Genomic DNA, 22,285 nt, shown 5'->3' with positions numbered 1-22,285 from the left:
CCATGAATCCAGATATGAATGACGAAGCAGCTGAGCAAAGTACTGCCGATCAAAAGATGGATGGTCTCGAGCGTTCAACCGCCACACCCAGAGATTTGGCGGCAGTGTGTTCTGCGCAGGTTAAGGAGGAGCCCGCAAAGCGGGCGGGGGACACGGAGCAGAGCACGCTGCCGCCAAGTCGCCCCCCGGAAACCAACGATTGGCAAATAGGCGGCCGAACCCTCACCAGCCGCTTCTTCCTGGGCACTGCAGCCTACCCATCCCCCCAAATCCTGCAAGACGCCATCCAAGCCTCCGGCGCCCAAGTCGTCACCATGGGCCTACGCCGCCAACTCGCCCACGGAGCCGAGGCGGGCGATTTCTTCGCTCTCATCAAAGCCACCGGCGCCCACCTGCTCCCCAACACCGCCGGCTGCCACACCGCCCGCGAAGCCATCACCCTGGCCCACATGGCGCGCGAGCTGTTCGACACCACCTGGATCAAGCTCGAAGTCGTGGGCGACGCCCATACCCTGCAGCCCGATCCGTTTGAGCTAAAGGCTGCCGCCACGCAGTTGGTGAGAGACGGTTTTGAAGTGTTCCCGTATTGCATGGACGACTTGGTGACTTGCCAGCGCCTGCTGGATGCTGGCTGCAACATCCTCATGCCCTGGGGTGCGCCCATAGGCTCCGGGCAGGGGCTGGTGAACCCCGGCGCACTGCGCACGCTGAGAGCCCGCCTGCCCGGCGTGCCCCTCATCGTGGACGCGGGCATCGGTTCGCCCGCCGACGCGGTGCAGGCCATGGAGCTAGGGCTGGACGCCGTGCTGCTCAATAGCGCCGTGGCTCACGCACTAGACCCGGTGCGCATGGCCCGTGCGTTCAAGCTCGGTATCGAATCGGGCCGACTGGCGTTTGAAGCCGGGGTCATGGCCCGCCAGGACATGGCGGTGGCGTCTACCCCTGTGGCAGGTCATCCTATTTTGTTGTGAGAGTGCTATGAAAAATGAAGCTATTCGCGCAACGCCTATGCGGGCTGGAAGCACTTTTGGTACTGAATTCGCCCGCGCACCTGCCGGCCAACGTCCGGTGGTCTGGAGCATTGCCGGCTCCGACTCCGGTGCCGGCGCCGGCCTGCAGGCGGACCTGAAAGCCATGCAGTCATTCGGCGTGCACGGCTGCACGGCGGTGGCCGCTATCACCGCGCAAAACTCGTTGGCAGTCACCCGGGTAGAGCCGGTCAGCCCCGAGCTGCTGGACGCGCAACTGGCCGCACTCGCCCAAGACATGCCGCCACAGGCCATTAAGACAGGCTTGCTGGGCAGCGTGGACAACCTGCGCGTGGTCTGCCGATGGGTAGACCGGCTGCGTGCTGACGGGCATGCGGTCGCCTTGGTGGTGGACCCGGTGCTGGGCTCCACCACGGGCACCCACTTTGTGGACGAGGCACTGCTCGACGCCTATTGCCGCCAGCTGCTGCCCCGCGCCACCCTGATCACCCCCAATCGTGCCGAGGCCTTGCGCTTGCTCCACGCCGGCGTGCCGGACCACCCCTTGCAGGCCGCGGCTGCGCCTGCGCTGGCGCAAGCCCTGCAAGTCCGTTGGCGTATGGGCACGCGGGAGTGGGCGCCGTCTGATGCAATGGTGGCGCAAGACTGCTTTTCTGTGGTCATCACCGGCGGAGATGAGGTGCAGGCGGATGGTCTGGCCTGCGATTGGTTGCAAAGCCCGCAGGCCACGGGCTGGCTCAGCCTGCCTCGGGTCCGCACCGGCCACCATCACGGCACTGGGTGTACCTTTGCCTCGACCGCCGCGGCTGCCCTAGCTGGCGGCTACTGTGTGGCCGACGCGGTGGTCTTGGCCAAAATGGCCACCACCCATGCGCTCCGCCACGCCTATCCGGCCGGGCAGGGCGCCGGCCCGGTGGCCCCGCAGCCGGACTTTGCGCACCACATCGCCAACTTGCCTGCGTTCACACTGCCCGGTGCTACCGCGCCGGTGGTGGATGACGCGGCACCCCCTTTTGCGGCGCTCAGCCATCCGGCGCTGGGTGTGTACGCGGTGGTGGACAGCGCTGCATGGGTCGAGCGGGTGGTGGCCGCCGGCATCCGCACCGTGCAGCTCCGCATCAAAGACCCTGCCGACCCTACGCTTGCGGCGCAAATCCAGGCGTCGGTGGCGGTGGCCCGCGCTACGCCCGGCACCCAACTCTTTGTTAACGACCACTGGCAACTCGCGTTGCAGCATGGCGCCTATGGCGTGCACTTGGGGCAGGAAGATTTAGCCCAGGTGGACCTGCAGGCCCTGAGGGGCGCTGGCGTGCGCCTCGGCCTCAGCACCCACAGCTACTGGGAGGTCGCGCGCGCGTGGGCGCTTCGGCCCAGCTATATCGCCTGCGGCCCCATCTTTGCCACGCACAGCAAAGACATGCCCTGGATCCCCCAGGGCTTGGACAACCTGCGTTACTGGGCCGGTGTGTTGCCATTGCCGGTGGTGGGGATTGCGGGCATTGACGTGGGCAATGTGGCAGAGGTGGCTGCTACAGGCGCAGCCAGTGCCGCGGTGATTTCGGCCATCACGAAGGCAGGCGACCCGGAAGCGGCCTGCGCCGCTTTGTTGTCCGGCTGGGCGACTAGCCCGCCGGCTTGAGCGTAACCGCCAGGTAGTTCTTCTCGCCCTCATGCTGCACCAGCAGGGCGACCAAACCCTGGGCTTGGGCCAGTAGGGCGCGGGCTTGCTCTACCGAGGTCACCGGTACTTCGTTAATCGCGAGCAGGATATCGCCGGGCGTGAGGCCTGCCTTCCCGGCATCGGGTTGGACGGCTTCAATCATCAGGCCGTGACGCGCGTCCGCCGCGCGCAGCTCTACCGGTAACAAAGGGCGCACTGCTACGCCGAGTTGGGGAATCAAGGGCACTTGCGGCTGGCCCTTGGCGGGGGCGGCAGTGCGCTGGGCGGGGTCGTCCATCGTGGCGCGGGCCTGCACCGCACGGCCTCCGCGCAGGGCATCCACCACCACTTGCTGGCCGGGCACCGCCATGGCGATCCACAGCGGCAGGTCGCTGCCGGATTGGATGGGGTGGCCATCTACCGCCACGATCACATCGCCGAACTGCAGGCCGGCCTTGGCGGCGGCACTGTCCGGGCGGACGTCTGAAATCAGGGCGCCCATGGGGCGCGGCAGTTTGAAAGCATCGGCCAGCGCTTGCGTGACCTCTTGTACTGAGACGCCCAGCACCCCGTGCGAGGCTTGGCCCGTGGCCACAATCTGCCGCGCCACCGATTGCGCAAGGTCGATTGGGATGGCAAAGCTCAAGCCCTGGTAGCCGCCGCTGCGGGTGTAGATCTGCGAGTTGATGCCCACTACCTCGCCTGCGGCGTTGAACAGCGGCCCGCCAGAGTTGCCGGGGTTGACGGCCGCATCGGTCTGAATAAAGGGCACGGTGTAGTCGTCGGGCAAGGTGCGGCCCTTGGCGCTCACCACGCCGGTGGTGACCGTGTTGTCCAGGCCGAAGGGCGAGCCAATCGCCAGCACCCATTCGCCCACGCTGAGGTTGGCGGGTTGGCCGATGGCAACCACCGGAAGGCCTGCCGCTTCAATTTTGAGCACGGCCACATCGGTTTTGGCATCGCTGCCCAGGACTTTGGCCTTGAATTCGCGCCGGTCGGTCAGCTTGACGGTGACCTCGCTGGCGTGGGCAATTACATGGGCGTTGGTCAATACCAGCCCGTCAGCGCTCACGATAAAGCCCGAGCCTTTGGCATTCACCGGAATCTGCATGCTCGCGCCGCTGGCACCGAATTGCTCCTGGAATCTGCGTAAAAACAGCTGGGTCGGGTCGTCGTTGTCGGCGCCTTTGGTGTTGCCCGTACCGTCTTTGCCATCGGCGGTGACCAGCCGGGTTCCACTGGTGCTGATGTTGACGACCGCCGGGCCGTAGCGCTGCACGATCTGGGCAAAGTCTGGGGTGCCCAGGCTGCGAATGGTGCTGGTCGGGACAGCCGGTGCGAGCGGTTCAGGAGCTGTTTGTGCCTGGGCACTGACCCACACACAGGCGCTTGCGCACAGCAGTGCGGCCAGCCGCGTGAGGCGGTGGTGCGGGCGTGGCAATGTGGGCACAGAGTGGGGCGCAGTGGCCGGGGTGGCGGGTGATAAGCGGGCATCATGGGTCATGCCGTCATGGTGCACGCCCCGCATGAAGACGTGTGAGCCCGGGGTGAAGCTGCGGTAAAGATTTTCTGCCACAATTGACGTTTACGTAAACGTCAATTGATGGTTGGCGTTGTGCCATTCACCTGACCCCGAGGAAGACCATGCCAGAAACCGTTGTGATCGTCAGCGCCGCCCGCACCCCCATGGGGGGCTTTCAGGGCGACTTCGCTTCTCTTGCCGCCCACGACTTGGGTGGTGCCGCTATTCAAGCTGCGGTGGAGCGCGCTGGTATCAGCCCCGAGTTGGTCACGGAAGTCATCTTCGGCAACTGCCTGATGGCCGGCCAGGGCCAGGCGCCTGCGCGCCAGGCGGCTTTCAAGGGCGGCTTGCCCAAAAGCGCCGGTGCGGTGACCCTGAGCAAGATGTGCGGTTCCGGCATGCGCGCGGCCATGTTCGCGCACGACATGCTGCTGGCCGGCAGCCACGATGTGTTGGTGGCTGGCGGCATGGAAAGCATGACCAACGCGCCCCACCTGCTGCTCAAGGGCCGCAGCGGCATCCGTATCGGGCACGACCGCGTGATGGACCACATGATGCTCGACGGCCTGGAAGACGCTTACGAGGCCGGGCGCTCCATGGGCACCTTCGGGGAAGACTGCGCCGCCAAATACAGCTTCACCCGCGAACAACAAGATAATTTCGCCACAGCCAGCGTAGAGCGTGCGCAAGCAGCTATTAAAAACGGAGCGTTTGAGGCGGAAATCACCCAGGTCACAGTGAAAACCCGCGCCGGCGAGGTGCAAGTGAGCATCGACGAAGGCCCCGGCAAGATCAAGCTGGACAAGATTCCCGCGCTCAAGGCCGCATTCAAAAAAGACGGCACCATCACCGCCGCCAGCAGCAGCTCCATCAACGACGGCGCCGCCGCCATGGTGCTTATGCGCGAGGGCACCGCCAAAGACCTCGGTTGCAAGCCGCTGGCCAAAATCGTGGCACACGCTACCCACGCCCAAGAGCCCAATTGGTTTGCTACCGCCCCTGTGGGTGCCACGCAAAAGCTGTTGGCCAAGGCCGGATGGAAAGTGGAAGACGTGGACCTGTGGGAAATCAATGAAGCGTTCGCTGTCGTGCCCATGGCACTGATGGCCGAGCTCAACATTCCGCACGACAAAGTGAATGTCAACGGCGGCGCCTGCGCGCTGGGCCACCCGATTGGCGCCTCGGGTGCACGCATCATGGTCACTCTGATTCACGCGTTGAAGGCCCGGGGCCTCAAAAAGGGCGTGGCCACCCTGTGCATCGGTGGCGGTGAGGCGACCGCGGTCGCCCTGGAGCTGCTGTAAACCGGGCGGGCTGCGGACCCAGCTTCTGAAATACTAGCGACCTTCACTATTTTCAGGATATCCATGCAGCCCACCCCCGAGATCGCCAGCTTTTGGCGCGAATTCGCAGTCCAGGAAGCCGCGTTCTTTCAACTCCCCCCGGCCGATCGTGTGGAGCAGATCAACGCACTCGCCAGCCAATACCTGCACGGTGTGACGCTGGAGGTGCTGGGTGCCCCCGATGCCACCCGGCTGGAGTTGGTGCTGACCGCCCATGGCCATATCGAGTTTTTCCCCTTGTTGTCCCAGGTGGCGGGTGCTGCGCCCGCGTTGGAGCACTTCGGGGTGACTGCCTTCAGGGCGCGCAGCCCGGAAGCCGATTTTTCGATCCAGATGGACGGGCTGGAGCTTTCGACCTCAGAGGTGATGGTCGCCCTGGAGCAAGACGACGGCCGTGTGGCCCTGGAGCTCCACTTCAAGCCCGAGGTCTCCGAGGCCCTGGCGGAGCAGGCCCGGCACATGGCTTTCATCATGCTCGACCATGTGTTGGGTGAGTACGATTTTGCGGTCAAGGTCGGGGCCATCGACTTTGTGACCCCGGCGCCTGACGCCCCGGTTTCTTGGACGCCCTTGAGCGCGCTGGCGCAGGTGTTTGACACCTTTTGGGTAGAGACTTTGGGCCGCACCGGCATTTTCCCGACCGGCGAGGCGCATTGGGAGGGCATGGAGCTCCAGTTCAATTGTGCGGTCGATGATTCCGGCAATGAGATCGAGCTCGACGACTTTGCCTGGGGCGACGACGACACCGTCACCGAGGACGCGTCTGACGCGCAAGAAGCCGGCTTTGTGGCGGTGAACCTGAGTGCAGACGCCGTTGCCATGCGCGCCGACCTGGCCACCGCATGGACCCTGGACCTGCCGGCGGCAGACGAGGGCGCCCAGGCTCGGGCCCAGGCTCTGCAAGACCAGGCAGGCATGCTGCTGCAGCAAATGCACCAAGGCCTGATGGTGCTGACCCTGGCCAAAGAGGGCCGCCGGCAAGCGCTTTACTACGTAGTCGACGAGGCCTTGGCGCGCCAGACGCTGGCCCCCCTGTTGGCGCGACCTGAAGCCGCGGATGCTGAGATCAAGGCCAGTTTCGACCCCGCGTGGTCGGGTTACTTTGAGTACGCAGGCTATCTGGCCTGAACACGCGGCACCACCACCATGAAGACCATTTTGATTGTGGGCGCCTCACGCGGCATTGGCCTAGAGCTGGTGCGCCAGTACCTGGAGGCGGGCGAGCGGGTCATCGCCACCGCGCGCGATGCGGCGGGGCTGGAGCGGCTGCGCGACCTGGGTGCACAGGCCATGAAACTGGATGTGACCAACCCGGCCAGCGTCAGCGGCCTGAGCTGGCAGCTGGACGGTGAAAAGATTGACCGGGCCTATTACGTGGCCGGTGTTTTCAGTGCGGACGACGCCAAGTCGCCCCCGACGCAGCAAGCATTTGACGCGATGATGCACGCCAATGTGCTGGGCGCCATGCAGGCCTTGCCGCAGGTGGCACCCTGGGTCGAGGAGGCGCGGGGCCAGTTTGTGTTTATCACCAGCGACTTCGGGCAAATCGGCGGCGTCGAGAGCAGCCGCGCCTGGGTGTACCACGTGAGCAAGGCCGCATTGAACATGGCCGTAGTGGCAGCGCAGCCCGATTACCCGAATGCGCAGTTTCTGCTGATCCACCCGGGCTGGGTGCGAACCGATATGGGCACGCCCGATGCTCCCTTGCTGCCCGAAGAGAGTGTGGCCGCCATTCGCGCAACCGTGGCCGCGCGCATCACCACCCCAAGCACCGGATTTTCCAGCCGCGACGTACCCTATCTGCGCTGGGATGGAACCCCGTTTTCCAGCTGGTAAATCCAACACCAACACAACGACCCGAGAGACATCCCCATGCTGCTGACCCAAGACCAGGAAATGATCCGCGATGCCGTGCGCGACTTTGCCCAAGCCGAGCTTTGGCCTAACGCCGCCAAGTGGGACAAGGAGCACACCTTCCCCAAAGCGGCGCACCAGGGCTTGGCCGCGCTAGGTGCCTACGGCATTTGCGTGCCGGAAGAATTGGGCGGTGCGGGGCTGGACTACGTGACCCTGGCTTTGGTGCTGGAAGAGATTGCGGCCGGCGACGGCGGCACCAGCACGGTGATCAGCGTGACCAACTGCCCGGTCAACGCCATCCTGATGAAGTTCGGCAACGCGCAGCAAAAGAAGCAGTGGCTGGAGCCGCTGGCGCAGGGCAAGATGCTGGGTGCCTTTTGCCTGACCGAGCCGCATGTGGGCAGCGATGCCTCAAGCCTGCGCACCACGGCGCTCAGGCAGGGCGATGAATACGTCATCAATGGCGTTAAACAGTTCATCACCAGCGGCAAGAACGGCGATGTGGCCATCGTCATCGCAGTGACCGACAAGGCGGCCGGCAAGAAGGGCATGAGCGCCTTCCTAGTGCCCACCAACGCGCCGGGCTATGTGGTCGCGCGGCTGGAAGACAAGCTCGGCCAACACTCCAGCGACACCGCGCAGATCAACTTTGACAACTGCCGCATTCCGGCCGAGAACCTGATCGGCAAAGAGGGCGAGGGTTATGGCATCGCCCTCGGCGGGCTGGAGGGCGGGCGCATCGGCATTGCCGCGCAAAGCGTGGGCATGGCCCGCAGCGCGCTCGATGTGGCAATTGCCTATGCCAAAGACCGCCAGAGCTTCGGCCAGCCCATCTTCAATCACCAGGCGGTGGGCTTCCGTTTGGCGGACTGCGCCACGCAACTGGAAGCTGCGCGGCAACTCATCTGGCATGCCGCTGCGCTGCGTGACGCGGGCCGCCCCTGCCTGAAAGAGGCCGCCATGGCCAAGCTGTTTGCCAGCGAGATGGCGGAGAAGGTGTGCAGCGCCGCCATCCAGACCCTGGGCGGCTACGGCTATGTGAGCGACTTCCCGGTGGAGCGCATCTACCGCGACGTGCGTGTGTGCCAGATTTATGAAGGCACCAGCGACGTTCAGAAGATCATCATCCAGCGCGCTCTGGCGTGAGCTCCATGGCGCACACACTGCCTGCCGGCGTTACCGTTTTCGAACGGGGTTGGCTGTCCAGCAACAACATCCTGATCCAGGGCGAGGGTGGCACCGCGCTCATCGACAGCGGCTACTGCACCCACGCCGAGCAGACGCTTGCGCTGGTGGACTCGGCGCTGCAAGGCCGGACACTGGATTTGCTGTTCAACACCCACCTGCACAGCGACCACTGCGGGGGCAACGCCGCACTGCAGTCGCGCTATCCGGCTATGGAAACGCATATTCCACCGGGCCATGCGGACTTTGTGCGCGTCTGGGATACCCATGCCCTCAGCTACACGCCCACCGGCCAGCAGTGCCCACGCTTCCAGTTAACTGCCACGCTGGAACCGGAAACCGAGATTTTGTTGGGCGACCTGCCATGGCAGGTGCATGCGGCACCGGGGCACGACCCCCATTCCGTCATTTTGTTTGAGCCGCGGAGTCGCACCTTGGTGTCTGCCGACGCACTGTGGGAGAAGGGTTTTGGGGTGGTCTTTCCCGAGCTCGACGGTGATGACGCGTTTGATGAAGTCGCCGCCACGCTGGATGTGATCGAGCGCCTGAACCCCGCCACCGTCATCCCCGGCCACGGTGCCCCGTTTACCGATGCCACGCAGGCTCTGGCCTACGCACGGCAGCGCTTGAACGGTTTTGTTCAGAACCCGGCCAAACACCTTCAGTACGCGGCCAAGGTGTTGCTCAAGTTCAAGCTGCTCGAAGCCCGCCACCTGCCGCTGCCCGCTTTGATGGACTGGGCGCGCAATACCAGCTACTTCAGTGACACGTTTCAACGGCACTTTGCCGGTACCACCCTCGAAGATGCCACCCGGCAACTCGTGCAAGACCTGGTGCGCTCCGGTGCTGCAAAGCTGCAAGATGGCGTGGTGTTTGACGCGTAGCCTTGTATCTTCACCTTTCACTGCCCAGGAGACCCTTATGCCTATCACCAAAAGTGCCCGAACACTCGTAGACGAAGCCATGGCACAAGTGACTACCTACTCCGTGGCCGAAGTGCAGGCTCGTTTGCAAGAGCCAGGCGTGCAGATCGTGGATATCCGTGACATCCGCGAGCTGAACGACGGCACCGTGGTGGGCGCTTTTCATGCGCCGCGCGGCATGCTGGAATTCTGGGTAGACCCCGATTCGCCGTACCACAAGCCCTTGTTTGCCGATGAGTCCAAAGAGTTCATCCTGTTTTGCGGTGCGGGCTGGCGCAGTGCGCTCGCGGCCAAAGCGCTGCAGGACATGGGTATGACCAATGTGGCGCATATCGACGGCGGCTGGGGTGAATGGGTGAAGGCCGGCGCCCCCACCGAAACCCTGGAAGCGCAAAAGGCGCGCCGCCAAGCCAAGGGCTGATGTTGCCTAAAGCCAAGGCATGATGGAGGGCATGAAGCCCTTTGTGATGACCGACGCCTGCCCCTGTGGCCGGCAACACCAGAAAAAAATACTCCCCCACGGCCAATGCTGCGGCCGTTGGCTGGAGAGCGACACCCCCGCGCTTGACGCCGAGAGCCTGATGCGTAGCCGTTACTGCGCCTTTGTGCTGGAGCGCGAGGCGTACCTTCTCAAAACCTGGCACGCCAGCCACCGGCCGGAGCGCATCGAGTTCGACCCCGGCGTCAAATGGCTGGGCTTGGACGTGCGCAGCCACACCGTGCAAGACACCACCCATGCCGAGGTCGAATTCGTGGCTCGCCAGAAACCGGCCAGTGGCCCGGCGGTGCGATTGCATGAACGCAGCCGCTTTGTGCTGGAGGCGGGTACGTGGCTGTATGTGGATGGAGACCAACAATGAAATTTGAAGCCGTTTTGTTTGACTGCGATGGCGTGTTGGTGGACAGCGAGCTGATTACCAACGGCGTATTGCGCGACATGCTGGCCGAGCAGGGCTGGACCATGAGCCTGGAAGAATGCATGGGCGTGTTTGTGGGCAAAGCCGTGATGGACGAGCGCGCCCGCATCGAAGCGGAAACCGGCAAGCCGCTCACACCGGAGTGGATGGCATCGTTCCGCGCACGCCGCAATGCCGCGCTCATGGAACATGCCAAGCCGATTCCGCATGCGCCCGATGCGATCGCCCGCATCCACACGGCCTATGCCGGCAGAATAGCCTGCGCCTCTGGCGCAGATTTACCCAAGGTGCTAATGCAAATGGGCAAGACCGGCTTGTTGCCGTACTTTGAAGGGCGGGTGTTCAGCGGCCACGACCTGCCGCGCTCCAAGCCCCACCCCGATGTGTACTTGGCTGCGGCCGCCGCGCTGGGTGCAGAACCGAAGTGCTGCGCTGTGGTGGAAGACACGGTGACCGGTGTCACCGCGGGTGTGGCAGCAGGCGCCACGGTGTTCGGCTATGCCCCGCTGGGTGATGGGCAGGCTTTACTGGAGGCGGGGGCTTCGCAGGTGTTTGCTTCTATGCAAATGCTGCCTGCGCTCTTGGGCGTGGCGGATCGCGGGACGGGGGGCGAACGATGATGCTTCGTTGGCTCGTATGCTGCGTCGCGCTGGCGGTGGCAGGGTGTTCCGCCCAAAAACCGTGGATCAATGAGCCTGTATCTGCCGTGGTGCCAGACCTGCAGCGCGGTGTGGACGACGACCGCGATCCCTCGCTCCTGATGGCGGTCCTTTTTTCCGGCGGGGGTGCCCGGGCGGCTGCGTTCGGCTATGGGGTGCTGATGGAGCTGCAGGCCAACCGGTTTGCATGGGACGGTCGCGACACCAATCTGCTGGATAAGGTCGATCTCGTGGGTGGCGTGTCGGGTGGCAGCATTGTGGCCGCCTATTTTGCGACCCACGGTTCTGCGCGGCTTCCGCGCTTTGAGCGCGAATACCTGCGGCAGGACTTTCAGGAAAACCTGTTGAGTTATGCGCTGCGGCCGGGCAACCTAGTGGCCTTGTCCTCGCCATGGTTTGGCCGCTCGCATTTGCTGGCAGAGCGCTTGGACAGCCTTTATGGCTCGGCTACTTTTGGCGACTTGGCGAGTCGCCGTGGCCACCCCGATTTGTTGATTACCGCGACTGACATGACCCTGGGCACCGGTTTTGAGTTTTCCAAGACCCAGTTCGACTTGATTTGCTCCAACCTGCAATCGGTACCGGTGTCGTTTGCAGTGGCTGCCTCGTCCTCGGTGCCTTTGTTGCTCAGCCCGGTGACCTTGCGTAATTTCGCGGGTCAGTGCAAGCCCCCTGAAGCGGTGGACGACGCGTGGGAGGACTATCGTACCCGCCTGTACCGCGAGCAGGCCCGCAGCTATCTGGACAGCAAAGCCCGGCCCTATATCCACTTGCTAGATGGCGGTCTGTCTGACAACCTGGGCGTGCGCCGTTTTCTGGACAGTGCGCTTGCCGAGGGTGGCTTACGCCCGGTGCTGCATCGCGCCGGCATCGCACCTGGGGTGGTGCGTAAGCTGGTGTTGGTGTCGGTGAATTCCGAGCGGGACCCCTCCACCAATATTGACAAGAGTGACCTGTTGCCCGGCGCTGCGGAGGTGTTGGATACCTTGGTCTTTGGTGCCGGAGCCAGGGCGACCAAAGAGACCCAAGAGCTTCTTGCCGATGTCACGCGCCAGTGGAAGGGCGAGCTGGCCCAACGCTTTCCGCGCGGCAAAGACGTGTTCGCCAACGACGCAGAGGTGCATGTGATACAGGTCAACCTGCGTGATGCCCCCGACGACCAGGATTTGCCCAAGCGCACCAAGCTGCTGCAGATCCCGACAGCCCTCACCATTCCGGGGGAGGATGTGACCCAGCTCATCGCAGCCGGCCGGGCCACGTTGAGGGCGTCGCCCGAGTTCAAGGCACTCTTGCAAACCCTGCAAAAAAGCAGTTCGCCTTGAGTGAGGCTGCCAGCCGGGTAAGGCTTGGGTCCACTACAAGTCGACGCCCTTGACGCGCCGGAACTCGGCCGGCGTTTGTCCGGACCAGGTTTTGAATGCGCGGATAAAGCTCTTTTCGTTGTTAAAGCCCGCGGCCTCCGCCACTTGCTTGATAGGCCGCTGGCTGCGCAGCAGCAGCTCGCTGGCTTTGCGGCGGCGGACTTCGTCTTTGATGGCTTGCAGCGTCGCACCTTCTTCCTGGAGTTGGCGGTGCAGGGTGCGGGGGGATATGTTGAGCAGGGCGGCCAGTCCCTCTGCGCTGTGGGTCTCTTGGGGCTGGCTGCTCAACAGTTGCCGCACTTGCTGCACCAGCAGGCGGTCGCGCCGGTACTGCCGCACGGTCAGGGGCAGGGCGTTTTGCAGCATGTGCTGCAATGATTTTTCGTCCCGTCGCAGAGGGAGCTTCAGGTACTCCGCATCAAAAACAATAGCAGCTTGCGCCTGCTGGAAGCGGGTGGGGCCCGGAAACAGCACAGAATAGGCATCGGCGTGTGGTGGAGGGGCAAAGGGGAAGTCGGCCCGTAGCAAGGTGATGCGCGAGTCAATCAGCCAGCAGGCCACGCCCAGCACGTTGCGCAAGACGGAGACCATGCAGAACTCCCTGAAAGGCTCCGGGATCCGGATTGGTTGGGGCGTACAGGGCGGCTGAAGTTTTTGCTCCGTGTCCCCCGCCCGCTTTTCGGGCTCCTCCTTGACCTGCGCAAAAACTCCAGCCACCCCGCCCTCGCGCAGGTCGTTCTCGGTGAGCGTGATGCAAGCACTATCACCGGCTGTGCTGAGGCTGAGGGTGATGTCAGGCGCAATCAGGCCATGGTGACGGCACCAACGGCTGAGTGCGACTTGCAACGTAGGGGCTGAAATCGAGGCGCGGGCCAGCATGCCGTAGCTGCCCCACGGCAGGCGGCGGCTGAACCAGCCCAGGGCTTCGTCGTCCAGCTCGCGCATGGCGGCCTCTGACAAGCGCTCCATTTGCCATGCCGTGATGCGGGCATCGGCATCATTCAAAGCGGATGGCGCAATCTGCGCTGCTCTTAACGCGTTAGAGGGGTCTTTTCCGTAGCGCGCAAACGCCGCTGCCATAGCTTGGACAAATGCCATCGGCGTAGCGGCAATCGGGGTGGGTGCAGACATGCTGACAGTGTGCCAAAAAATGTGCCTCTTATGGCGCAATTTGCAACCTCGGCGCGGCATTCGTGACTTGCCGCTGGTCGCACAATGCCGTTTGACTGTTCCACCTTGACCGGATGCACCCATGCCCTTGCTCGAATCCAAACTCAACCCGCGTTCCGCCGACTTTGTGGCCAATGCCGCGGCCATGCGCGCGCTGGTCGCCGACCTGAATGCCAAGATCGACAAGGCCGCGCTCGGCGGAGGAGACGCCGCCCGCGCCAAGCACACGGCCCGTGGCAAGCTGCTGCCCCGTGACCGCGTGGGCATGTTGCTGGACCCCGGCACGCCGTTTTTGGAACTCTCCCCCTTGGCCGCTCTGGCCATGTACCCGGACCGCGATGGCACCGACAGCGCACCTTGCGCGGGCGTGATCGCCGGCATCGGCCGGGTCAGCGGGGTGGACTGCATGATTGTGTGTAACGACGCCACGGTGAAGGGCGGCACCTACTACCCCGTAACCGTCAAAAAGCACCTGCGCGCCCAGGAAGTCGCGGCGCAAAACAACCTGCCCTGTATCTACTTGGTTGACTCGGGCGGCGCCAACCTGCCCAACCAAGACGAGGTGTTCCCTGACCGCGACCACTTCGGCCGCATCTTCTTTAACCAAGCCAATATGAGCGCGCAGGGCATTGCGCAAATCGCCGTGGTCATGGGCAGCTGCACCGCCGGTGGTGCCTATGTGCCCGCTATGAGCGACGAGACCATCATCGTCAAAAACCAGGGCACCATTTTTCTGGGCGGGCCGCCACTGGTGAGGGCCGCCACCGGCGAGGTGGTAACTGCCGAAGACCTGGGCGGTGGCGATGTGCACACGCGCCTGTCCGGCGTGGCCGATCATTTGGCGCAGAACGACTTGCACGCACTGTCTCTGGCGCGCGAGGCTATTGCGCATTTGAATAAAAACAAGGCTCCGGCGCCCGAATTGCGTGCGCCGGTAGCTCCTAAATTTGTAGCAGAAGAGTTGTACGGGGTGATCCCCACTGACACTCGCAAACCCTTTGATGTGCGTGAAATCATCGCCCGCATCGTGGATGGCTCGAAGCTGCATGAGTTCAAGCCCCGCTACGGCACGACGCTGGTGTGCGGCTTTGCCCATGTGGAGGGCATGCCGGTGGGCATCATCGCCAACAACGGCATTTTGTTCAGCGAGTCCGCGCTCAAGGGCGCGCACTTCATTGAGCTGTGCTGCCAACGCAAGATCCCGCTGGTGTTTTTGCAGAACATCACCGGGTTCATGGTGGGCCGCAAGTATGAGAACGAGGGCATCGCCCGCAACGGGGCCAAGATGGTCACCGCCGTGGCGACCGCGCAGGTGCCCAAGTTCACCATCATCATTGGCGGCAGCTTCGGGGCCGGCAACTACGGCATGTGCGGCCGCGCCTACAGCCCCCGCTTTTTGTGGATGTGGCCTAACGCGCGCATCTCGGTCATGGGCGGCGAGCAGGCGGCCAGCGTGCTCGCCACCGTGCGTCGCGACGGCATTGAGGGCAAGGGCGGCGCCTGGAGCGCGGAGGAGGAAGAAGCCTTCAAAGCGCCCATCCGCCAGCAATACGAAGAGCAGGGCCACCCCTATTTCGCTACCGCCCGCTTGTGGGACGACGGCATCATCGACCCCGCAGACACCCGCCGTGTGCTGGCGTTGGGCTTGAGCGCGTCATTGAACGCGCCTATTCCAGATACCAAGTTCGGCGTATTCCGCATGTAAGGCAAGGAAAGTTTATGTTCACCAAAATCCTTATTGCCAATCGTGGCGAAATCGCCTGCCGGGTGGCCGCCACAGCTGCGCGGCTAGCTATCAAAACCGTAGCGGTCTATTCTGATGTCGATGCGCACGCCAAACATGTGGCCGCTTGCGACGAAGCGGTGCACATCGGCGGCAGCGCACCCAAGGACAGCTACCTGCGTTGGGAAAAAATCATCGAGGCCGCCAAGGCCACCGGCGCTCAGGCCATCCACCCCGGCTATGGTTTCTTGAGTGAGAACGAAGAATTTGCCAACGCCTGTGCTGCCGCGGGATTGGTGTTCATCGGGCCGCCTGCCAGCGCCATTCAGGCCATGGGCCTGAAAGCGGAGTCCAAACAATTGATGGAAAAAGCCGGTGTGCCGTTGGTGCCCGGCTACCACGGTAAGGATCAGGACACCGCACTCTTGCAGCGCGAGGCCGACGCAATAGGCTACCCGGTGCTGATCAAAGCCAGCGCAGGCGGTGGCGGCAAGGGCATGCGCGCGGTCGACAAGGCAGAAGATTTTGCAGAGGCCTTGGCCAGCTGCAAGCGCGAAGCGATCAACAGCTTTGGCGATGACGCGGTGCTCATTGAGAAATACGTGCAGCGCCCGCGCCATATCGAAATTCAAGTGTTTGGCGACACCCACGGCAACTATGTCTACCTGTTTGAGCGCGATTGCTCGGTACAGCGCCGCCACCAGAAGGTGCTGGAAGAAGCCCCCGCGCCCGGCATGACGCCCGAGCTGCGCGCCCAGATGGGTCACGCTGCTGTGGAGGCCGCCCGTGCAGTGAACTATGTGGGCGCCGGCACGGTGGAGTTCATCGTGGAGCAGCCTGACGGCTACGGGCTAGAGGAGGCCGATGGAGGTTTCGCCGCCGGGCCGTCCCAAGGCGAAACAGTCCCTTCGGGGGGCAGCGATCCAGCGCAGCGGAGGAGCGTGGGGGCCAGGTACTACTTCATGGAAATGAACACCCGCCTGCAGGTAGAGCACCCGGTCACCGAGGCCATCACCGGTCTGGACCTGGTGGAGTGGCAATTGCGCGTGGCCAGTGGCGAGCCGCTGCCTTTGCGCCAGCACCAATTACAAATCCACGGCCATGCCATCGAAGCCCGCATTTGCGCCGAGAACCCCGACAACAACTTCCTGCCTGCTACCGGCAGCGTGCAGGTTTACGGTCTGCCGCCGCATGCGAGCTTTGCGCGTGCAGAGCGCGGCGTGCGGGTGGACTCTGGCGTACGCGAGGGCGATGCCATCAGCCCGTTTTACGACTCCATGGTGGCCAAGCTGATCGTGCATGGCGCCACCCGCGCCGAGGCGCTGGCCCGCCTCGACACCGCTTTGGCGCAGACCCACATCGTGGGGCTGGCGACCAATGTGCAGTTCTTGCGCCATGTGACCACCAGTGCCTCGTTTGCAGCGGCCCAACTGGACACGGCGCTGATTCCGCGGGAGGCTGATGTTTTGTTCCACCAAGACAAGGTGGGTCTGCCCATGGCTGCGGCTGCCTTGATTGCGCACACCTTGCAAAAGGGCGAGCGCGAGGCGGCGCAACCCGATGCGCGTGGCTGGCAAGACCCTTGGGCCCAGCGCGATGGCTGGAAGTCGCACGGTGCGCAGGTGCGCAGCTTTGCCCTCGAATACGTTGGCGAGCCCCATACCGCCCTATTGCGCTCGGTGCGCGGTGGCACGCTGGAACTGACGGTGGACGGACAGACCCATCCGCTGCAGTGGGCTGCCCGGGGTGATGCACTGGATGTGCGCGTCGGTGAGCAGCGCAGTCTGGTGAATGTGTATGCAAATGGGCCGGTGGCGCACGTATTCACTGTGCGAGGTGCTACACAAATCATAGCAATTGACGTACTGGCTCATGCCGGTGACGCCCAGTCTGAAGGCGGCCGCTTGACGGCACCCATGCCTGGCAAAGTGGTGTCGTTTGCGGTGAAGGCGGGCGATGTGGTCAAAAAAGGCCAAGCCTTGGCGGTGATGGAGGCCATGAAGATGGAGCACACCATTGCTGCACCGGCTGACGGCACGGTGGACGAGCTGCTTTTCGCACCGGGCGACCAGGTGACCGAGGGGAGTGAGCTGCTGCGCATGCAGCAGCCCGCCTGAGCCGAAAAGGGGCCCTAGTGCGGTGAAAATGCAGGCATGACTACTCCTGTTCGCATTACCTACTACTCGGCTGATGGTGACGAGGCCAAATGGATTCCCGGGCTGCAGGCGGCCTTTCCGGAGGCGGAGGTCAGCCTCTGGCAACCCGGAGCCGCTGCGGTGGACTACGCAGTAGTGTGGAAGCCGCCGCAACAGATGCTCGATGAGCAGCCCGGCCTTAAAGCCATCTTCAACACCGGTGCCGGGGTCGATGCGCTGATGAAGCTCAAGCTGCCGGCCGGTTTGCCGGTGATCCGTTTGGACGATGCCGGCATGTCGGTGCAAATGGCGGAATATGTGTGCCACGCGGTGATCCGCCACTTCCGCGAGTTCGATGGCTACGAGGCCGATATGGACAACGGCAAATGGTCTTTCCGTAAGCCGCGCAGCCGGGTGGACTACCCGGTGGGCGTGCTGGGGCTGGGCGTGTTGGGCGAGCGCGTGGCCAAGGCGGTGGCGCAGTTCGATTTCCCGGTGAATGGCTGGAGCCGCTCACCCAAGGCGCTGGACGGCGTGCAGTGTTTCCATGGAGAGGCGCAGCTCACCCAGTTTCTGGCGGCCAGCCGCATCGTGGTGTGTTTGCTGCCCTTGACGCCCGAGACCGATAGCATTCTCAACGCCGGCACCCTCGCGCATATCCGCGCCGGTGGCTATGTCATCAATGTGGCCCGTGGCGCCCATGTGGTGGATGCGGATTTGCTCGCCGCCATTGACAGTGGCCACCTGTCCGGCGCCACCCTGGATGTGTTTCGGGTAGAGCCTTTGCCCAAAGGCCATGCTTTCTGGTCGCACCCCAAGATTACCCTCACACCCCACACCTCAGCGCGTACCTTGCGGGCAGAAAGCATTGCCCAGATTGCCCGCAAGATTGCCGCGTTACAGGGCGGGCAAACAGTCGCCGGGTTGGTGGATGCAGGGCGGGGTTATTAATCCCCATGTCCGAAGTTGACGCCTTCGGCGCTCTGGCGCGAGCGCGCACCTCGGTGCGCGGCTTCACCCGAGAGCCCGTGCCCGAGGTGCTTTTGCACGACGTGCTTGTGAATGCCCGTCTGGCCCCCAGCGGTGCCAACTTGCAACCGGGCAGCTTTATCCAGGTGCGCGGCGCAGTCCGCGAGAGCTTGTCCCTGGCGATGTCAGCGGCCTACCGCGAAGGCGTAGCCGAGCCCGAGGACTACAGCTACTTCCCCGACCCCATGCCCGGCCATTTGCGCCGCCGGCAAGTGGCAGCCGCCCGTGCGCTGTACGACAGCATCGGCATTGCCCGCGAGGACCGGGCCGGGCGCGACCAGCAGTTTGAGCGCAACTTCCGTTTTTTTGATGCGCCGGTGGCGCTGGTCGTCACCATCGAGCGGGGCATGGGCAGTGGCTGCTTTATGGACTTGGGTATGGCGCTTTACGGCTTGTTGCTGGCAGCCCAATCCCGCGGCCTTGCCAGTTGCGCCATCGGAGCACTGGCCTCCTACCCCACCCTGGTGCGCAGCCACTTGGGGCTGGGCGCCGAGAGCCTAGTGGTGTGTGGCGTGGCCCTGGGCTATGCCGATCCTGCCCAAGCGGTCAATAGCACCCGCACCGCGCGTGCGGAGTTGGACAGCTATTTCAAGGTAGTCGGCTAGCGCGCTGGGCGGAAGTGGCTGCCTCAGGCGGCCGGGTTCAAATCCGCCATTGCACCAGCGTTGCTGCTCCTATGCCGCCGGCGCCCGCCACGGAGGCCAGCCCGTAGGCGCCTGCCTGCCCAAGGCGCTCTAAATCCGCCAGCACGCGAACGAGGGCGATGGCGCCGGATGCACCGATGGGGTGGCCTCGTGCAATGCCTCCGCCCAAGTGGTTGATGGCGTCTGGCTCCAAGCCCAGTGCGCTGCAATAGGCCAAGCCTTGCACCGCAAACGCATCATGCAGCTCGTTCACCGCGCAGGTGCGGACATCATGCAGATCCGCACGTTGCAGCACAGTCCGGGTGGCAGCTTCTGCGGCCAGCAAAGGCATGGCCGGGTCCAGGCCCACAGACGCAGAGGCGCGCCACTGCACGGGTGCCGTCACTTGCAAACGGTCGGCCGCCGCCGCCGTCATCAAAAGCACCATGGCCGCACCATCGGCGCGGGTGGAGATCGCCAGGGTGCTCACCGCACAGTCGGGTTCCGCAAGGTCGCCTGCGCCACGCGCCTGCACCGGCAGGCGTTGTGCTGCGCGGGCACTGAACAGGCGGGGGTAGGCGTCGTGAGTCAATCCGGCGACCGGAACAATTTCTGCTGCCAAGGCCGCCTGGTGGTGCACTGCGCGGGTGTGGCTCTGCACCGCGTAGCCGTCTTGGGTGTTGCGGGCGATGCGGTGGGCCTCGGCATAGTCCGCGGCTGCTTGCAGCAGATCGGGATCGCGGGCCGGGTCCGGGGCAAAGGCGGGGCGCTCGTAGGGTTGGGCTATCTCACCGGCTGCAAGCGGGCGGTGCTGGCGGATGGGCGCGCGGCTCCAGGCCTCCACGCCACCAGCGACCACGACCTCGGCCTGCCCGCTGGCCAGCATGCCCGCGGCCACGGCGATGGCATCTAGCCCGGCGCAGCACTGGGTGTCGATGGTGAGTGCGGCACACCGGTCCGGCAGGCCGGCTGCCAGTGCCACCATGCGGGCAGGGTTGCCGCCCGCGCCCAAGGCGTTGCCGAGGATGACTGCATCCACATCGGCCGCCGCCAGGCCTGCGCGCTGCAGCAGCGCTTGCAGCACCGGGGCGCCGATGTCATGGGCAGCGAGACCCCCGAACGCACCGCCATGCGGCGCGACGGCGCTGCGCGCCCAACCGGCGATCAGAGGATGGTGGTCAGACATGGTGAGCTGTCAGGGTGGTGGAGAGCCGTCTCCAGCAAACGCCCGAGGGCGAGGTGGTCGGTTTTGCCGCTCGCGGTAAAGGCCCAATCGGTGTGCGCCCACAAGCGGCGGGGGACCTTGAAGGATTCCAGTCGCGCCCGGCACCAGGCCTGCACTTCTTGCAGGCTGGGGTGCGCCATGCCTGCGGTAGGTGCTGCAAATTTCACGATGGCGACCACTTGGGCGCCCCTCTGTGCATCCGGCAGGCCATGCACCGAGGCGCGGGCAATGCCGGGGTGTGATTCGAGCACCATCTCCAGCTCTTCGGGGAATAGCTTTTTGGCCATGGTGACCAGCATGCGGCTCTCGCGGCCTGCCACCCGGAGGCGGCCTTGGGGGTCTAGGTGGCCGAGATCGCGCACACACACCCAATCGCCATCGCGCAGAGCGGCGGTGTGATCGACGTCGGTGGCCACGTAGTCCATGAACAGCATAGGGCTACGCACGTAAATCAAGCCGTCGGGGCTGTCTGGAGTGGCACCGCGCACGTCCAGCTCAACCGTGTCAAAAGGCTGGCCCACCAGGTTGTCGGGCAGGTCGGCGTGGGATTCGGTCCACGCAATGAAACTGGTTTCCGATGCCCCGTAAAACTCGATAATCCGGGCCCGCGGAAACAGGGCTTGCAGGGCCGGCGTGTGTCCGCGGGGCCAGCGCGCACCACTAATCAAAATCAGCTGAACGTCGTGGATGGGCGTGAGTTGGCGGCGCTGTGCCCACTCCAGCATCAGTAGCAACTGGCTGGGCACGGCCACGAGGCACGGTGTCTGCCCCGAGCGCAAGGTAGCCAGTGCTGCGGCGGCAGAAAACTGCTCTTGCACCACCACACCGCCACCGGTCCACAGTCCCAGCAGCATGCCGAACAAAAACAGTGAATGGGAGTCGCGCCCCGGCGCCAGAATGCAGCCGCTCGCGGCCGGGCCGAAGGTGCGCAGGCAGACGTCAAAACTCTCAGTCCACGACTGGTGGTGGCGCCGGAATCCTTTGGGCAGGCCGGTGCTGCCGGACGTAAAGCCGGTGTAGAAAGGGCTCCAAGGGGTGGGTGCACTGTTGTCGTGCGGTGCGACAGGCAAGCGCTCGCGCACCGCCTGCAACACAGCCGGAGGCCACGCAGGGTCGCTGACCGCGGCGCAGCGGCCACTGGCGACCGTGCCCATGAAAGCCACCAAGCGCTCTAACAAAGGAGGGCTGGCGTCTTGCAGCACCGTGGCCGGAGCGCCTGCGGTGTGCAGGGCTATCGCGTGGGCATCCACCCGGGCTGCAAATTCCGCAAAACTGATGTCACCCGCCTCGCTGCGGATGGCCGGGTACGCGCCCCGCTCAGTGGCCCAGCGGGCCAGCCGGCTGTGCACCAGCTCGGGGGCGGTAGTGGACATTAAATATTACGTTTACCGAATTGCCAGTCAGGCAGCCCGCGTGCCACGGTATGGCACACCACGGCGGTCAGGACGCACTTGATCAGGTCACCCGGCACAAAGGCGCTGGTGCCGATCAGGGCTTGAGTCAGGCTCATGTCGGCAATGCCCATCAAGCCCACTACGCCGCTGGCGTGGATCACGAGCAAGCCCCCCAATGCCGACGCTACAAAAGCGCTCAGCGCGATCTGGCGTGGTGTGTTGGTGGGCAGAGTTTGCATAAGCAGTCCAGTGACCAACGCACCTACAGGCCATGCCAGTAAATAACCGGCACTCGGGGTGAAAAACACGCCAAAACCACCGCGCCCGCCGGACAGCAAGGGCAGACCGATCGCCACCGCCACCAAAAACAAAAACAGTGCCTGAAAGGCGCGCCGTGGGCCGAGCAGGCAGCCTGCCAGCATCACGCCCAAGGTTTGCAGGGTGATCGGAACACCGAGTGGTAGATCAACTTTGGGTATCAAGCCCAGGACCGCCATCAGGGCGGCAAAAAAGGCGACGAGTACGAATGATTGGTTGCGTTGCATTGTGTATTACTCCTAAAAAAAGCCG

The 22,285-nt window shown here is 64.1% G+C and carries 20 protein-coding genes; 15 read left to right on the top strand and 5 right to left on the bottom strand.

What is annotated here, in order from left to right:
- The first annotated feature begins 14 nt into the window (after positions 1-14).
- Entirely contained in the window at positions 15-971 is a 957-nt protein-coding gene (locus U5L73_RS17050; protein ID WP_322563454.1) for a thiazole synthase, read from the top strand.
- Positions 972-978: 7 nt separating this feature from the next.
- The gene (gene thiE / locus U5L73_RS17045) at positions 979-2,628 is read left to right on the top strand and encodes a thiamine phosphate synthase (protein WP_322563453.1); all 1,650 of its coding nucleotides are present in this window, start codon (positions 979-981) and stop codon (positions 2,626-2,628) included.
- Here thiE and U5L73_RS17040 read toward each other — a convergent pair.
- The gene (locus tag U5L73_RS17040; protein WP_322563452.1) at positions 2,612-4,225 is read right to left on the bottom strand and encodes a Do family serine endopeptidase; all 1,614 of its coding nucleotides are present in this window, start codon (positions 4,223-4,225) and stop codon (positions 2,612-2,614) included. The genes thiE and U5L73_RS17040 overlap by 17 nt on opposite strands.
- A gap of 68 nt (positions 4,226-4,293) precedes the next feature.
- Here U5L73_RS17040 and U5L73_RS17035 point away from each other — a divergent pair, with 68 nt between their 5' ends.
- From U5L73_RS17035 to U5L73_RS16995, 9 genes are all read left to right on the top strand, one after another.
- Positions 4,294-5,475 (top strand): acetyl-CoA C-acyltransferase, encoded by a 1,182-nt coding sequence (locus tag U5L73_RS17035; protein WP_322563451.1) that lies wholly within the window; start codon positions 4,294-4,296, stop codon positions 5,473-5,475.
- 63 nt (positions 5,476-5,538) lie between these two features.
- On the top strand, positions 5,539-6,642 hold the full coding sequence (locus U5L73_RS17030) for a DUF695 domain-containing protein (protein WP_322563450.1): 1,104 nt from the start codon (positions 5,539-5,541) through the stop codon (positions 6,640-6,642).
- 18 nt (positions 6,643-6,660) lie between these two features.
- Positions 6,661-7,350, top strand: coding sequence for an SDR family oxidoreductase (locus U5L73_RS17025; RefSeq protein WP_322563449.1), 690 nt, complete (start codon positions 6,661-6,663; stop codon positions 7,348-7,350).
- A 36-nt stretch (positions 7,351-7,386) separates the two neighbouring features.
- The gene (locus U5L73_RS17020) at positions 7,387-8,517 is read left to right on the top strand and encodes an acyl-CoA dehydrogenase family protein (protein ID WP_322563448.1); all 1,131 of its coding nucleotides are present in this window, start codon (positions 7,387-7,389) and stop codon (positions 8,515-8,517) included.
- Between the two features lie 5 nt (positions 8,518-8,522).
- Positions 8,523-9,440: an MBL fold metallo-hydrolase gene (locus U5L73_RS17015; RefSeq protein WP_322563447.1), complete on the top strand. Its 918-nt coding sequence runs from the start codon at positions 8,523-8,525 to the stop codon at positions 9,438-9,440.
- 37 nt (positions 9,441-9,477) lie between these two features.
- Positions 9,478-9,900 carry a rhodanese-like domain-containing protein gene (locus U5L73_RS17010; protein WP_322563446.1) on the top strand — a complete coding sequence of 141 codons (423 nt, stop codon included), beginning with the start codon at positions 9,478-9,480 and terminating at the stop codon, positions 9,898-9,900.
- A gap of 31 nt (positions 9,901-9,931) precedes the next feature.
- Positions 9,932-10,339 (top strand): YchJ family protein, encoded by a 408-nt coding sequence (locus U5L73_RS17005; protein WP_322563445.1) that lies wholly within the window; start codon positions 9,932-9,934, stop codon positions 10,337-10,339.
- A complete protein-coding gene (locus U5L73_RS17000; RefSeq protein WP_322563444.1) occupies positions 10,336-11,016 on the top strand; it encodes an HAD family phosphatase in 681 nt (226 codons plus the stop codon). Before U5L73_RS17005 ends, U5L73_RS17000 begins: the two co-directional genes overlap by 4 nt.
- Entirely contained in the window at positions 11,016-12,377 is a 1,362-nt protein-coding gene (locus U5L73_RS16995) for a patatin-like phospholipase family protein (protein ID WP_322563443.1), read from the top strand. The genes U5L73_RS17000 and U5L73_RS16995 overlap by 1 nt, the downstream gene beginning before the upstream one ends.
- Before the next feature lie 33 nt (positions 12,378-12,410).
- Here U5L73_RS16995 and U5L73_RS16990 read toward each other — a convergent pair whose 3' ends face one another.
- On the bottom strand, positions 12,411-13,547 hold the full coding sequence (locus U5L73_RS16990; protein WP_322563442.1) for an AraC family transcriptional regulator: 1,137 nt from the start codon (positions 13,545-13,547) through the stop codon (positions 12,411-12,413).
- 121 nt (positions 13,548-13,668) lie between these two features.
- Here U5L73_RS16990 and U5L73_RS16985 point away from each other — a divergent pair, with 121 nt between their 5' ends.
- From U5L73_RS16985 to U5L73_RS16970, 4 genes are read left to right on the top strand one after another with little or no spacing between them, the layout of a single operon-like run.
- Positions 13,669-15,291, top strand: coding sequence for a carboxyl transferase domain-containing protein (locus tag U5L73_RS16985; protein WP_322563441.1), 1,623 nt, complete (start codon positions 13,669-13,671; stop codon positions 15,289-15,291).
- 14 nt (positions 15,292-15,305) lie between these two features.
- On the top strand, positions 15,306-17,426 hold the full coding sequence (locus U5L73_RS16980) for an acetyl/propionyl/methylcrotonyl-CoA carboxylase subunit alpha (protein ID WP_322563440.1): 2,121 nt from the start codon (positions 15,306-15,308) through the stop codon (positions 17,424-17,426).
- 36 nt (positions 17,427-17,462) lie between these two features.
- Positions 17,463-18,395 (top strand): glyoxylate/hydroxypyruvate reductase A, encoded by a 933-nt coding sequence (locus U5L73_RS16975; protein ID WP_322563439.1) that lies wholly within the window; start codon positions 17,463-17,465, stop codon positions 18,393-18,395.
- A 5-nt stretch (positions 18,396-18,400) separates the two neighbouring features.
- Positions 18,401-19,078, top strand: coding sequence for a nitroreductase (locus U5L73_RS16970; protein WP_322563438.1), 678 nt, complete (start codon positions 18,401-18,403; stop codon positions 19,076-19,078).
- A 37-nt stretch (positions 19,079-19,115) separates the two neighbouring features.
- Here the strand turns inward: U5L73_RS16970 and U5L73_RS16965 are convergent, their stop codons facing one another.
- From U5L73_RS16965 to U5L73_RS16955, 3 genes are read right to left on the bottom strand one after another with little or no spacing between them, the layout of a single operon-like run.
- On the bottom strand, positions 19,116-20,282 hold the full coding sequence (locus tag U5L73_RS16965) for a thiolase family protein (protein ID WP_322563437.1): 1,167 nt from the start codon (positions 20,280-20,282) through the stop codon (positions 19,116-19,118).
- Positions 20,261-21,694 carry an AMP-binding protein gene (locus U5L73_RS16960; protein ID WP_322563436.1) on the bottom strand — a complete coding sequence of 478 codons (1,434 nt, stop codon included), beginning with the start codon at positions 21,692-21,694 and terminating at the stop codon, positions 20,261-20,263. The genes U5L73_RS16965 and U5L73_RS16960 overlap by 22 nt, the downstream gene beginning before the upstream one ends.
- On the bottom strand, positions 21,694-22,260 hold the full coding sequence (locus tag U5L73_RS16955; protein ID WP_322563435.1) for a biotin transporter BioY: 567 nt from the start codon (positions 22,258-22,260) through the stop codon (positions 21,694-21,696). Before U5L73_RS16955 ends, U5L73_RS16960 begins: the two co-directional genes overlap by 1 nt.
- Positions 22,261-22,285 lie beyond the last annotated feature (25 nt).

Source organism: Rhodoferax sp., from assembly GCF_034520025.1.
Classification (GTDB): domain Bacteria; phylum Pseudomonadota; class Gammaproteobacteria; order Burkholderiales; family Burkholderiaceae_C; genus Allorhodoferax.
Note: the sequence above shows the minus strand (reverse complement) of the source record. Positions and strands in the feature narration are given on the sequence as shown.